This is a genomic window from Pseudolactococcus insecticola (genome assembly GCF_011170065.1).
Taxonomy (GTDB): domain Bacteria; phylum Bacillota; class Bacilli; order Lactobacillales; family Streptococcaceae; genus Pseudolactococcus; species Pseudolactococcus insecticola.
On record NZ_BLLH01000011.1, the window covers coordinates 20,082 to 34,909 of the forward strand.

Annotated in this window: 12 protein-coding genes; 1 reads left to right on the plus strand and 11 read right to left on the minus strand. The window is 34.9% G+C overall.

Going from position 1 to position 14,828, the window contains the following annotated elements; all coding sequences use genetic code 11:
- From Hs20B_RS08535 to Hs20B_RS08575, 9 genes are all read right to left on the minus strand, one after another.
- Entirely contained in the window at positions 1-486 is a 486-nt protein-coding gene (locus Hs20B_RS08535; RefSeq protein ID WP_172357537.1) for a hypothetical protein, read from the minus strand.
- Between the two features lie 316 nt (positions 487-802).
- Complete coding sequence (locus tag Hs20B_RS08540) at positions 803-1,933, minus strand: hypothetical protein (RefSeq protein ID WP_172357539.1); 1,131 nt, start codon at positions 1,931-1,933, stop codon at positions 803-805.
- Positions 1,926-2,168, minus strand: a complete 243-nt coding sequence (locus Hs20B_RS08545; protein ID WP_172357541.1) for a hypothetical protein — start codon at positions 2,166-2,168, stop codon at positions 1,926-1,928. Before Hs20B_RS08545 ends, Hs20B_RS08540 begins: the two co-directional genes overlap by 8 nt.
- A 28-nt stretch (positions 2,169-2,196) precedes the next feature.
- Positions 2,197-4,479: a hypothetical protein gene (locus Hs20B_RS08550; RefSeq protein ID WP_172357543.1), complete on the minus strand. Its 2,283-nt coding sequence runs from the start codon at positions 4,477-4,479 to the stop codon at positions 2,197-2,199.
- A gap of 143 nt (positions 4,480-4,622) precedes the next feature.
- On the minus strand, positions 4,623-6,959 hold the full coding sequence (mobL, locus tag Hs20B_RS08555) for a relaxase MobL (RefSeq protein WP_172357545.1): 2,337 nt from the start codon (positions 6,957-6,959) through the stop codon (positions 4,623-4,625).
- Positions 6,960-6,971: 12 nt separating this feature from the next.
- Positions 6,972-8,003, minus strand: coding sequence for a hypothetical protein (locus tag Hs20B_RS08560; protein WP_172357547.1), 1,032 nt, complete (start codon positions 8,001-8,003; stop codon positions 6,972-6,974).
- Between the two features lie 54 nt (positions 8,004-8,057).
- The gene (locus Hs20B_RS08565; RefSeq protein WP_172357549.1) at positions 8,058-8,951 is read right to left on the minus strand and encodes a hypothetical protein; all 894 of its coding nucleotides are present in this window, start codon (positions 8,949-8,951) and stop codon (positions 8,058-8,060) included.
- A gap of 33 nt (positions 8,952-8,984) precedes the next feature.
- Entirely contained in the window at positions 8,985-9,938 is a 954-nt protein-coding gene (locus tag Hs20B_RS08570) for a hypothetical protein (protein ID WP_172357551.1), read from the minus strand.
- A gap of 190 nt (positions 9,939-10,128) precedes the next feature.
- Complete coding sequence (locus Hs20B_RS08575; protein WP_228407534.1) at positions 10,129-11,331, minus strand: transposase; 1,203 nt, start codon at positions 11,329-11,331, stop codon at positions 10,129-10,131.
- Between the two features lie 99 nt (positions 11,332-11,430).
- Between Hs20B_RS08575 and tnpA the strand changes: the two genes are divergently transcribed.
- On the plus strand, positions 11,431-11,877 hold the full coding sequence (gene tnpA / locus Hs20B_RS08580; RefSeq protein WP_172357553.1) for an IS200/IS605 family transposase: 447 nt from the start codon (positions 11,431-11,433) through the stop codon (positions 11,875-11,877).
- 77 nt (positions 11,878-11,954) lie between these two features.
- Here the strand turns inward: tnpA and Hs20B_RS08585 are convergent, their stop codons facing one another.
- Positions 11,955-13,034, minus strand: coding sequence for a GBS Bsp-like repeat-containing protein (locus Hs20B_RS08585; RefSeq protein ID WP_172357555.1), 1,080 nt, complete (start codon positions 13,032-13,034; stop codon positions 11,955-11,957).
- A 322-nt stretch (positions 13,035-13,356) separates the two neighbouring features.
- On the minus strand, positions 13,357-14,805 hold the full coding sequence (locus Hs20B_RS08590; protein WP_228407538.1) for a family 43 glycosylhydrolase: 1,449 nt from the start codon (positions 14,803-14,805) through the stop codon (positions 13,357-13,359).
- Positions 14,806-14,828 lie beyond the last annotated feature (23 nt).

The following is a 14,828-nucleotide window of genomic DNA, read 5'->3' on the forward strand; positions in this document are numbered from 1 at the left end:
TTATTTTCCTTTCGGTGCTTCTTCTACTGTCATGACATCAATGATATTCTGATAGCGGTTCTTCGCATATGCTTGAACAAGGTACACCTCGGGAGTCTCTTGGAGAGATGTTCCTAAAGTGCGCTGAGAAAGCTCTTTAGCACGTTTTCCTATGTCTAAGGTACCGTGTATGTTATTATCTTCCTGCACGCCAATGATCCTGACTTCAGATTTTTTTTCGTAATCATTACCATAATAATAATGAATTGTGAATGTCGTTAAACCTGCATTATTTCTTTCACCAGACACGTACTCAATTTTTGCTCTAAAACGCTTTGCTGTGTACCAGTAATTAGTTTGCGCTTCATACAAATTATCAAAATACAGCTGCATATATGCCTTAACAGATAATCCAGCAGAGGTCGCTAAATGAGCCAATTCTTGAGGAGAATCAAAAGGAAAATTTTGAGGGTTCTGTTCTTGAGGAATGAATTTTGAGTCAGCCATCTATGAGATTCGCTTTCTTATGATTTTTAACTAAGGCAAAAAGCCATGCTTAAGTTATTTTCTTAAGCATGGTTTAATTATATCATATGAAAGAAGGAAACAGAAAAAATATCATGCAACTAAAAGCTACTGACTTTATCTTCTATTTTTAAATCCAAGCCCCCTCCCCTCTTTGCCTAGTTCAAATCTTTGTAAATTATTTAAAATTATTGGGAATGCTTAAAAATTATTTTCAATAATCCAGAACAAAACCAAGCTGATTAGGGGAGTAATTTGGTTTTGTATGCGTTGGTAGAGACTTGTTTCAATATATCTACTACTTTCTACGTTCCTTATCTTTACCAATCGTTACGCCACGTTTACGGACGTCCTCGTAGGTTTGTTTATTGTACTCATCAACAACGTTTAGACCAGATACTATCTTCATGTTATTTAGCATATCAATATCACTCATCAAATCGCCATCACCGTCAATCAATTGGCCACTTTCATTAAAGTTACCCAAAGCCGACACTAAAATAGCCGTTGTAGAAATGCCCAGCGCTTCTGCCAGATTTAAAGTCACTTGCGTTTTGCCTAAAAGTTTACCTGATACCTCCTCTTGCTTTGCTGAACTTGCTATCAGTTTATCAAGTTTATCATTAAGCTGTTTATTGATAGTATCACTTTCAGCCTTTTCTTTAGATTCATCTTGACGGAAAGCCTGTAATAACTCAATTAAAATAAACGCTAACTCACCAGCAGATTTTTTTGTCTGATACAAGTCTTTAGCAATCTTTTCAGCATCTTTTTTTGAAACGGATTGTAAAATATACAGATCGTAGACTTGGCCATCACTTAGCTTATCTACAGAATTGCTAAAGGTTGACAACTGAAAAGTATCCTTAAAGGTAAAATCTTGATAATTACTTTCAATGTAAATCTCAGAACGTTTTCTTTCAAAGTCTTTAACAACTTTTTTTAAAAGGTCTCTTATGATAGTTTTTGAAACAAAATTTGAACGAATACGATTATCCTGTCTAGTCTCATCAATGCTATCTTCTTTGCTATCTAATTCATCTGAATCTAGTTTACTTATGTCATCGCGTCTATCTTTATGTTCAACGTTACGGGCAATGACTGTTTCAGTAAAAATTAGTGGCGCGTAAATTTCTTCTAGTTGAGCTTCTGTAAATTGAATTTCCTGTTTAGTTTCAGGTTCTACTACATTATTATCTGATTCTATTTCAGTATCTTGCCCGTCAATAACACTGCTAGATACTTCTGTTTCAGAGTCTACAATAGTATCAATTGGGTCTAAGTCAATCTTCTGATCAGTTTTAGTACCTAAGGATTCTAATTCAGTATCATCATCTTTAGACTTAACTAGAGAATCACTGTTAATATTAAAACCCTTCAACATATCAGCAACATTTGCATTTTTCAGCAAATCATCCATTTCAACCATCTTCTGTCCTTTCTAGCAAAATATCAAGCTGCATTTTATTCAAACCCAGCAACTGGTTTAACCTATGATAGATTAACTCAAAATTCATATCATCATGCTCATTTATCTTATTGTCTACGTAAAGAGTTAATAAATGTTCGATTAGACCAGAAAATGTTTGTTCCTTCCCGTTAATAATTTTCACACGGTTAAATAACGTTTCATCAACACTTATCGTTACTTTTTTGCTTGCCATTACTAATCCTATCTATTTATAGCAGATTCTATTCTATTTTTTTAGCAGCATCAGCATCATATTGACGTTTAATAATCATTCTTACAACGCCCTTACGCAATGCCAAAGTGTCATCTTTAAGCATTTCTGAGTAATAGCGTTGCATTTTTCTTGCATGTCTATCTCGATCTAATCGAGTTACATCTAACTTAGCTTGAACATAAGCATTACTTTCTTCTTTAAGACGTTCTAAAGCAACTTGAAGATGGTCTTGAAAGTATTCCTCAGCAATACTATCTTGTCTCTTAACTAGATCATCAAACTTAACTCTATAGTCTTTATCATATTCCTTTGTACTATCCAAATATTTTTTTCGATACTTTGAAATAAGTGACTCATACTCCTCTTTAGAAGTTTCAATAGAAAATCGTTCTTGCTCATCTATCGAATATTTCAAAGCTTCAGTCAGATAGGTTGGAAATCCATTTTGTGTTAGTTCAATAACATCATTATCCATACCTGATTTAGCTTCTTCAATACCCACAAATAATTCTGCTGTCGTTCTATTAAACGTTTCTTTCAGATCATCCGAAGAAGAAGTTGGATTTTCTTTAATAAGTTCTGTAACGAATGCTTTAGCATCTTCTACAAGAACATCCTTATATCCTGACATATGGCTAGGAACAGACGCAAGATAATCTTCTTCATCAAATACTTCGGAAATATCAATTGTTTCTGTTTTACCAATTATATTACCTGAACTGTCCACTGATTGCATCAAAGACAAATCATAACCTGCTTTAAGAGCCATTTGCTCGAACAAAGCTTTCACTTGTTCTTCAGGCATATTATCAAACGCCAACGGATTAGCTAAGTCAACGTTAGAATTATCACTAGAAGTACTATCAGCCAAATCAGAATCAGTTTCCTCAGATTCTTCCTGGATAGGTTCTTGGATGAGTACTTGTACAAGTTCTTCGGGTTCTTCCTGGATAGTTTCTTGCACAGGTTCAGTTTCAACTTTTAGAACAGATTCTTCGGCATCAGCCAATAACATTTCCAATTCATCTTCAAACTCATCTTTCAAATCATCATCAAATGATTCAGAAGGTTCTATTTCCGTTTCTGCTATTTCACTTACTACTGGCGATTCGTCTTTTTTCTCTAGCTCAGCAATTCTAAGTTTCATCGCTTCAAGTTCAGCATCACGTACTTCTTTCTCACGACTTATTTCAGCTTCCTTAGCACGCAAAGCATCTTCTTTTGCAATCAGTTCAACTTCGAGTGCACTTCTCTTTTGCGCTTCTTCTACTAAGACTTGGTTAATCTTTTCATTTTCTTCTGCTTTTAGCTGTTCAATTTCATGTTCTTTTTCAGCTCTCACTTGCGTTTCAACTTCTGCTTTTAGTTGTTCAATATCTACTGAATTGCTATTGACAGCGGATTCCTCTGGCTCATCAATTACAACTTCAAAGTCATCATCAATATCATCAATTATAGGAAGAACTTCTTCACTAACAGGATCTGGCACAACACTCAAAGCAGGTTGTTGCACGGCTTCATCTACTACTACATTATTGTCATCACCAACAATAACAATATCCCAGCGATCCTCTTTTGAATCATAACTAAAAGTAGCATTTTCGTTATTAACTACATTTTCGGATAGGTTATTTAAATAATCAACGTCAATAACTTGATCCAACTCATAAATTTGGAAGTCTTCTGCAACACCTAAAACAGCTTTAATGTTGACTAAATCTTTAAAAATCAAGTTTAAATTTTTGGTAAAAGAATCACTTAAAATTACTGCTACTTGGTTAATTCCCGCTTGATACCAATCCAAAGGAATGAAGTATTTTTGTTTGATTAAGTTAATAGCATTAGCATTTAGTGAACCGTTTGCTCTTTCAAACGAATTTTCGTCTAGTTTAAAGATAATTAGCGGAATATAATCAGTTGTTTCAACTAAAGAATATTCATCTAACGTTCTTTCAGTAATTTCTTTAATCGCATTTTCAAATTTATACTCTAAGTTGGAAGCTTTAAAACCATATGAAGATAAAACCTCGGGTTTATCACCAACCTCTGGTTCTCCAGCTAATAAATCAACATCAGAATTTTGTTTTTCTTTTTTCTTACCAAGCAAGCCAAATCCTTTAGATTGCTTATCTTTCTTTGGTTTATCTTTTTTTATTTTAGCTTTTTTAGCTTTTTTATCAGATCCATTTTCTTCATCAGATTCACCATTTAATGTTGTGTTAATCACGCGCTCTACGATTAACTCGTTAGGAGTTTTTTCAATATCTTGTTTTTTAAATAAAGAGACCATCTGTTAGTTATCCTTTTTTCAATTTTAATGTTATTACTGCTTATTTTACCAGAACATTTTTTTTAAAAAAGACACTTTCAACCACTATTAATGAAAATGAAAAAATCAGTTGTTCGGAATTTCAGAACAACTGATTTTTCAGCTCATAGGTCAATTTCTGGACTAATGTTTGCAAGGCGAGGTTTTTCGTTTGTATCTTCACTGCTACCTTTTCTTTTGTCAAATTGTGCCTTAGCACTGTCCAACCGATTTCGATTATTTTCTGAGCTCAATAAATGACGGCTTTCGCTAAAGTCACTTACAAGTTCATCACCCAGTACATCTATTGATAATTGTGTTAAACGTTTTTCAAAGTCACCGTTTTCAAGAGCATTGATAGATAAAGTGATAAAAAAATCATTAACAAGCGCAGCTGCAAGAACAGTTTTTGTATTATCTGATAAAAAATCAGCATTAAGTTTATCTTCCTTGATAGATTCAAGTATTTTTTTAAAGTTAATCACTTTAGGATCACCTGAAACATTTGCTAAAGCTGTAAACTCACGCGCGACAGTTGAAAGTTTATCTGTAAGCTCAAGCGTCTGGCTTTCAGTCAAAAGTTTTTTATTGTTACTTTCATAATAACTTTTAGCAAAATCTATCTCATCAGAGCTAACTAAAGATTCACTATCAATGTCTATCTTATAAGCTTTATTATACAACCTCTCAAACACTTCCTGCTTTAAGGCAGTTTCATCAATTTTTTTTGTTGAAAAAATTCTTTCGTACCGTTCTTTTGTAAAATCTTTCAGCTTACGTTGAGCACGATTTAAAGTATCCCTCAAAAGTTTCAACTGATTACTTAATATAATAGGCACGTTTTGATGTATCATACGCCAGTATAATCCATCAATAACTTCTTTTTCATTAGTCTTATCACTCACCTTGTCAGGTGTATCTGAAAGGGTATCTTTAGCATAATGCGAGGACTTTCTATAAACTATGGGTGTCAAGAAAGCAACTTCATCATAAGATTGTAAGCTATCATCTACAGGCTTAAATCTGCTAAAACCCTTATGGACTTGCTTCAAGAATTTTTCATAAGGTTTTATTTGAAGGTTATCTACAATCTCTCGCTTAACGACTGACGTCATCTTCCGCCACCTGCTTAAAGCGTCATGCTCTTTAAGTTTAGTTGTTGGATGGCCCTCTAAATCTAAAGTTTTCGATTTCCCTTTTTCTTTACGTTCATCTTCTTGCGCCATCTCAAGTATTTCTTTATGGATATTACTTGAAATAATTTCTTTATCTACCGCATCGACATAACTTTCTTCAAGACTACTTTCAAGTTTGCTCCCAGGATATAATTCAAGCGTTTTTTTGACAAACCATTCTTCGACTTGTAAATAATTTAATTCCTTATCGTCAGTTTTAAAAATATTACCTATAGTTTCATCTTCAATTTTTCCTAAAGCCAAATCTTGAAGATTGCTTTCAAGCATTTTATTAAAGATATGCGCGTGATTAGCAGTTAACTTATTTATTCCGATAAACTCTATCGTTTTTGATAGAGTTTCAATTAATTCCTTATTTGAAACTAATTCTTTTTCTTGACCCTTGTTTAATTTAAGTTCATCATTTATGATTGACTCATTTACAACTTTTAGAAATAATCTACTAAAAATTTCATCTTCATGTAGCACCGCAAACGTCCTATCGTCAAGTTCTATTTCTTTATTTTCTTCACTACGTTCAGCTATATCACCAAAATTCTGGCTTATAGGATTAATACGTTCCATTCCTATCAAATTATCCAAAACATTACTTCTAATATTATCTAGTAAAGATAATTTAATCGAACCTTTTTCTTCAAACTTACCATTGTATTTAACTAAACGTTTTGGAGAAAAATTTTCGTCAATTACTGCTAAATGACAGTGCAAGTGATTCGTATCCATTTGTAACACACCAACCATCTTAGGAGACTGATAGCCTGCTTCTTCAAGAAACGTCTGCATAGACTTCTGTATAGCTAATCTTAGCTTAAGCTGATCAGCTTTATTTAAAAACTGTTTTCTTGCGACTTTATTTTTAAATTCTTCATCAGATTTTGTTTTATTGATGAGATTAAGTTTCAGTAGTGCATCATTGTCAAACGAAATAACAAAACGATTCAATGTATGATGATTGTCATAAGCCGCTTGTATATCATTTGCGACCTCTTCTACTTCTTCATCATTTACAGATAGTTTCTCATTAGTGAAGGCTATACCGTCACTTAGATACAAGTCTAAAAAGTCATCAATAGGTGTAGTCAGTTTATCATATACTTGCGCTTCTTCAACTACGCCAGATTCTAAGTCTATATGCGCGTGATAATCTAAAAGAGGTTCTCCGACCTCTCCTAAATCTTCCCGTGCCATATAATCATCAACAAATTTTGCAGGTTTAACTGATCCTGATTCTTTTGTAGAAAATGTATTACTTATAAACACGTCCATATAATTATCCTCTTACCAAGTCACAGCAATATCAGCAGCGCCTGCTGGACAAGAATCATAAACTCTGCCCATGCCTAGAGGTGTATCTATTGTTGTGAAACGTTTTTCACCCATGCCATATGCGACAACAACATAGCCTTCCTCATCACGCCACACACCATCACCATCTACTGCCAGCGTGTGTCCTTTGCTTGCTGCAATAGTTTGTATACCTGCCATCGGCAAATTGTAGTACGTATAAGAGATGCCGTTTTGATTTATGCGCCCTGCTTGTCTAAAGGCTGCTGCAGAGACACTAGCAGTATTTGAAATAGTTTTAGCCTTAGTTTGTTGAGATTGTGCTGCAACTGCTGATTGTGGCGCAACTGCTGCGGAGGAAGCATTACCATAGATAACTTTAATTGAGCCTTTGAAATCTTGAATACCTGTCATAGACACTATAAAATTCATATCATATGTTCCAGCAACTTCCTTAATATAAGATCCCTTTAATGTAACATACTTTGCTAAAGATTCTTTTGTATCCGCATTGATAATGCTATTAGTAATTTCACTAGCAGTTAATCCTTCACCAATCTTTTTATATATAGTAGGTACATATTGAATGCGTATAGTTGATGATTTGTTTTCAGATGTCTTTTCAGTTCCAGTATTAGGCAAAGTATCATCGGCAGCAGCTGTTGTTCTTGCTGCTTTAGGCAATATACCAATGTTTTTAACAGTGCCTTTATCGGCAGATTCAAGTTCTTTATTAGATTCATCAATGCTTGCTTGTTTAGCTTTACTTTCTGAAACACTTTTAGACGCAGAAGTATCTTTACTATAATCCTCACGCATTTTCTTATCAACTGAAATCTCTGGTATCAAGCCTTTCTTTTCAGAAGATGTCGTCGTTGTTTTTTTTGATATTTGCTTATGTGTACCACTTGAAAGTTGTTTATTAGGATTTTGTCCAACGTATACTACTGTACCAATTGCACCAGCAGTAATTAGCAGGCCACCAGCTACCACCTTAGCAATATCTTTTGATTGCATATGTATCATTATAATTAAATCACCTGCTTTCTTATATTTTTTAATAATATTATATTTTATAGATTATCTTAATGACATAGTTGCAATAATTGGATATATGTAGGATCCAGATCCTGCGTGACCACCACTTGTTGAAATGAAATTTGTGGTTTGTCCTGTATAATTCTGACCAGAAGCCAAGTTGATGCTTGCACTGACATATCCTGAACTGTTCACTTCGCCACTAACATAGTTCCCGTTACCGTCAAAGTTTAAGTTATAATTGAGAACAATTGAGCCTTTTTCTAAGCCAATACTGTTTAATCGTGAAATTGTACCGCTCACTGTTGTACCACCCGAAGTCTTCACAATAGTTGGCTGTGAAGCGTTAATGTTGTAGTATTGTCCTTCATAATGCCCATTTTCAGTATGGCTGTATTGTGTTACCGCCGAAGCACTTGCACCTGAAACAATAGCTTTGCCTGTATTTGGAATAATAACTTTTTGAGTTGCTTGTGTTGCACTAGAAGTTACAGTATTTGTAGCATTTGTTGTTTGAGAACTCTCAAGTGGTACCGAATTTTCTTCAGCTTGTACTTGGTTAGCTGCTTGTGTAGTTGTTTGTGCATGTTTAGCTGTTTGTGCTAGTTTAACTGCCTGTACTTGCTTAGCTGCTTGTGCTTGTTTGGCTGTCTGTACTTGCTTAGCTACTTGTGCTTGTTTTTCAGCAACTTCCATATTATACGAAAGCAATTTTTCTTTATAATCCGACTTTTGAGCAAGATATACATATGTATCTGCCAACTTTCTTTGAGATACTCTTTCAGCTTTAATTTCTCTCGCGTGTACCGCAGACATTTTTTCCTGTGACTTCTCGTGTCCATATAATGGACCGCAAATAGTAATAATACTCAATGGCAAGACAACTACCGCATAACGAGTGAACACTTTTTTATTCGTTTTATTTTTTCTATTCAATATACTCATCCATCAAACCAACTTTCTATCTTTCTACAAAGAAATTTCATAAGAATTTTTCTCAAAAAACCTTTTCACTTCCAGTGAATTCATCATTTTTGCTTCAAGAAAAATTTTATTTTTTCCAACATATTGACCACCTAAAAGAAAATCAATAGCATCATGCAAAGACTGCAACTGCGTTGATGAAATAACTAAATATTGACGAATTACCTTGACTTCTTTCCCAACGTAATCAGAAATAACACGTCTTGACGTATCTCTAAGCATACCGAGGACTTCATAGTTCTCTACTGCTTGCTTAACATTTTTATCTTGAGAACGTTCATCAAACGCCGCTAAATTATCAACAACGTCCATAGGTGCAATTGCTGTTAAAATATCAATATTTCTTTTCTTCATAGCATCAAAGAAATTTACACCATTTGTAAGCGACATTTCGTTAATCATATCTTCATTGAAATTTGAAAAATTACCATACACTTCAAAAACGGCATATACTGATCCATTAGAAGAAAGAATTCCTTCATTTTTGCCAGCACCAACGGACTTAATCATTAAATTAAAATCGTCAGCTTCAATAAGTTTGGGATTAGCATCAGCTTGTGCAAACAATCTTGTTTGTGTAAAAGCGTTTTTATTATCAATTTTCGGAAGAATTGTAAAAATATACAAAGCAATCAACGTTAAAACGATAAAAATTGTTCCTAAAAGTGATGAAAATAAAATTGATCTAGTAAATGGAATTTGAAATAAAACATATGCAATAACAAAATAGCCTACAGCAATTGCTAAATTTCTTATTGGTAACATTTTTGTAGTACCTATAACTGGTATTGTTACCTTAACACCACCTTCAAGAACGCCCATATTCATAAAATCATGCCAAGCATAATAATATCTATCTAAAAGTTTTTTATTCGCATTTGGAATATCTTTTACTTCATCTTCTTTGCCTTTACTGAAAGGAATCTTTACTCTAGCCACTATCTACCACCTTAATTTTGATTGTTTTAATTATATCTAAAAAAAGTGACCCTATTAAGTCACTTTTAGCCTATGAATCACCCGTCTTTGAAAAAACGGGTTTCTGGGAACACCGCTGACTTACACTTCTCTAAAAGAAGTGCAGAGGTTACGGCTATTAACCAAAGGCAATTCCTGCCTATACAAGTTTTTACGCTTTTGTAACGCGTGTTTTGTTTCTTGAAATTTGTTCCAAAATAACAGCGTGTTTTTCTGGGTCTGACGCCCATTCCAAAATGTTTTTGGCTGCGTTTATATCCCGATCAATTAGATGTCCAAAACTATTAGTGTATTTGCGAACAGACAAGTCATGTTTTATGACTTCTTGCGTTTCATAGTCGACTTGAGTTGTATAACTCGGGTCGATTTTTATTAACGTTTTGCAATACCATTCAGTTTTATAAGCCAACATCTCGCTCAATTTATACCATGACGCGTTGGCGATTGCCCGTGCAAGTTTATGATTTTTCATCATTTTGCTTGCTTGAAGTTTTTCAATGGCAATCACGTCGTAGTTTTTGACTAATTGTGTGGTGTACTTATGCAAGTAGTCTAATCGTTGATTGGCAATCTTTTCCGAGTATTTAGCAATCATATGCTTGGCTCTCGCATAGTTGCTAAAATCATCAAGTGTCAATTCCTGCCCAGTCAATTTTTTTGTGTTGTGTATCACTTGTATTGCCCTGTTACGTCGTCTAGCTAATCGTACCTCCCAGTAAAGTTTCTTTTTAGCTAACTGTTTATCAAAACGAATATTAGGTAGTTTGTATTCGTCTGATTGAATAGCTAAATCAGCTAAACCGAGGTCTACACCAACCGACTTACCAGTTGTGTCGTAAGGCTTAATTTCTGTTTCAGCTAAGACCATGGCATAGTATTTCCCTGTTGGACTAATACGTACTGTGACTCGTTTTATTTTTCCATTTGGAATAGCCTTAGCCTTGAAATACACTGCGCCTAATTTAGCTAGTTTAAGATGTTTGTCATCAATTAAGCTCATACCCATCTTGGTAGTGTAGGACTTACGCCCAAACTTGCGAGATTTAAAGTGTGGGTGCCCGCCTAATTTCTTGAAAAAGCGTTTATAGGCGTCGTTAAGCTGTTGATTTGTTTCTTGCAAAGCTGTGCTATCTGCTTCATTAAGCCATTTCAACTCTTGCTTTAAAACAGTCAATAAGCTATTCATGCCAAACGTATTAATGAATTTAGCATTTTTGTTATTCTTATAGCGAGCTTTTTGCATCTCAAGCATTTCATTCCAAACATAGCGTGAATGATTGATTGTAATATCAATCTGTTCTCTTTGTGAAGCATTGGGATATAGCCGTAATTTGAAAGCTTTCAATTTTTGCATTTGCTTTTTTCTCCTTTCGTATGGTATACTTTATTATATCATATAATAACCAAAAAGAAAGCGCATGCCATTTAAAAGATGTCGTGTAGGTGATTACGTTTGTCAAAGAAAAGAGAACCAATTCATGAACGTGGCTACGTTTATAATTTTCATTTTCATTTAGTTTGGGTAACTAAATATCGTCGTTCTATTTTTGAAACGCCAGAGCAAGTCTTAAAGATGAAGACAATACTTTACGATATTGCAAAAAACAATGAGGTGAAGATTGAAAATTTAGAAGTCATGCCAGACCATGTTCATATGTTAATCAGTTTCAAACCTAAGTATGCACCTACCAGTATAGTTAAATCTTTCAAAGGTACCTCAGCACGTCTATGGTTTACAGCTTTTCCTGAAACTAAACAAAAGCTCTGGGGTGGTCATCTTTGGTCAAATAGCTATTTCATGAGTACACTAGGCGATATGTCACGTGATACTGTCGCAAACTATATTAAAAACCAAAGGACTCAGAAAGCAGCGAGTGGACGACCTGCTAGCAAGAAATGAACATCAGTCTAGTGCATGCTTACATCCCCCCATTGAAATGAGGGGTTTTTCGCTCGCCTATAATAATTTTCTATGATTCATCGCAACGTCACGTTATAAGCGCCTGGAAACATGAATGTCTTATAGCCACTTGGTAATGGAACTCCTACTTTTGGATTCCACTTAATATTTTGTACTAATATATCGTGAGTCCAACCGATTCCTTTGCTTTTCCCTGGTAATGGGGCACCGTTTAGTGCTGGATTCGGATTATTGTGGTTTCCCATTGGATTTTTCATCTTCTCATACGGTCGCCCCCAGACGTTGTAATCTGTGAAAGTCGAATTTTGCATTGTAATGTGATGACTTGGGGCACCTGTTTCTTTTCCACCTTTTGGAGCAATTATCTTGTCAAAGATAGTACCCCCAGCAGAGGCTGCTGTTGCAAAATCTACTTGAACACTTTCAGCATAATAAGTATGCACTAATTGGTTTGTCACAAAGGAATTGGCTAACGGGTGATACCCCTTAAAAGTCATTCCTGAAAAAGTAACATAGGACGCGCCCATGAGGTCAAACATATGGCTATCTATGCCATTGTGAATGAAGGACATATTAGTGAAGTTAAGATGATCTGAGTTCCAAATTGGAAAAACTAAAATGCTACTACTGGTTCGATTCACTGGATCACTGTCGTTACGTCTGATGAATGTCCCGCCATTCCACGAAATATTGCTGGCATTAACGGCTGACATGTACCCAGAACCGATAAATACTGCATTCCTAGCATCAACTTTCTTATTTGACGCCATATAGATACTTGAGCCATCCAAACGATAAATACCTGACAAAACAGTTGTCCCACCTGATTTAGTTGCATTAATTGCTGTCTGTATGTCACTTGCTGTTTTGATTGTTCCATTTGCATATGTATCACTGATTATCAACCGTTTTTTATCGCCTGTATAGGCTTGTACAGTGACATTTCCTGAGGTAAGGTGCTTCATTGCATCTATCATAGCAACATAACCATTAGAAGCGTTTTTGACACCTTTGTACCAAAAAACATCGTCTTGTCCTTTGCTTTCAGACCAAATTTTGAAATAGACGCCGTTTTTCGTAACATCTGCAGGTACTTTACCTGAAAAATCAAGTGTCGCTGTAACGTTATCAGTCAATAACTGGTTGTATAGGGACGCTGAACCACTTTGATACGGAGTTCGCAGCCGTGCACCAGTTTTATCTGCAATCGAGTCAGCACATACTCTATATGGACTTGATTTGCTATGATTATTAGTGTTGCCATGCTGCATTGCTCCAATTATGACAGCTAAAGCTAAAATACCAACACACCTGATTAGTTTCCATTGTTTAGTCAAAATAATCATAACACATCTAACGATTCTAAGTATTCATCATAATCATCAATGAAAATTGGCGATTCTATCCAATTCTTAATTTTTTTTATTATCATCTTTATTTTTTTCATTTTCGAATTCCTCACTTCACATTAACATATGGCACATGCCCTGACTGCCAAGAAAAGGGTACACCATAAGTGATACGTCTTTTAGTTGAGTCTGTTTTATTATAATTCACCCAACCATGTAGATAAAGCATTTTTTCGCCTTTATCACTTATTAGCACTTCTGTCCCGCCAGGACCTTGTATTTTATTATTTGTTTTTTCTGACGTAAAAACTGTATTTTGATATTTATAAGCACCAAGCAAACTTTTTGATGTTGCATAGCCTGTAAAATAATCAAGTTGCGCATATGAATTTCCTGCGAAGAACAATACATAAGTGTTATCAGGTGCTTTAACCAAGTAAGGTGCTTCAATTGTATAAGCTGCTTTTCCTTTATATTTAGGATTAGGGTTTTCTACGTTAAGATTTGAAATCATCTTATAAGAACTACCTGTTGTATGAGAACCTGCTGCAGTTAGTTTTATAATATAGAGATTACTTGCTTGTCCAACTGCATTACCATCATTTTTAAAAGCCAAATATTGTGTCCCATTTTCAATATAAATTGAAGGGTCAATTACGCCACCCGCAGCGTCCATAGCTGTCACTGGCTCATCAGAAACACTAAATGTGCCATCAGGGGTATTAGAAGTAGCAACACCTATCCGAAATTTGTTTGTTGTCTTGTCAGTAACCGAAAAATATAGATAGTATTTTCCGTTAAATTTACTAACACTTGGCGCCCAAATACTCCCCTTCGCCCATTTTGGCAACCTATTTAATACATCTTTCTTAATTTCATAACCGCCATCACGATCCATGATTGCGAGTGGAATTTTCTTTGTGCCTATACTAGTAGAATACATGTATGTTACATCATTCACACTGATTGCAGTTGGATCTGCAAAGGTTCCGTTTGTCGCAATTATCGACTTTCCTTCGCTAACTGTTGCAGTTGATATATTTCCTTTTTTAATTCCTGACCACGCCACACCCTCATCTAACCACACAGATTTATCCTTGATAAGATTTTTTCGTTCAATGGTATCATCTGTATAAATATGGAGCCCAGAGGCAACCTTTTGGTTGTGAATTCGATACACAGGAACTTTCTTGCTCTCTGCACTATAGAACCCAACACCTTCGTATATCCATCCCTGTTTAATCAAACTATTTTTTGTAGCTTGATTTGCTGTAAATTGATGTTCACCACTTTTTTTATTATACAAGCGATAAACAGGAATTTTCGAGCTAGCAGGAGCAACCCACCCAATACCCTCATAAGTCCAATTACTATTGCCGACTAGACTTTTATACTCTGTATTATTTGCGGTATAAAAATTTTCTCCTGACTTAGAATTATAAAACCGATATACTGATTGAGAACCTACATCATTTGCGGAAACAGTTGACTGCACATAAATTCCCATTGCTGCTACAGCTGCCAAAAAGCTAACCGCTACTAATTTTCGTTTTTTCATTACTTTCACACTCACATTTATTT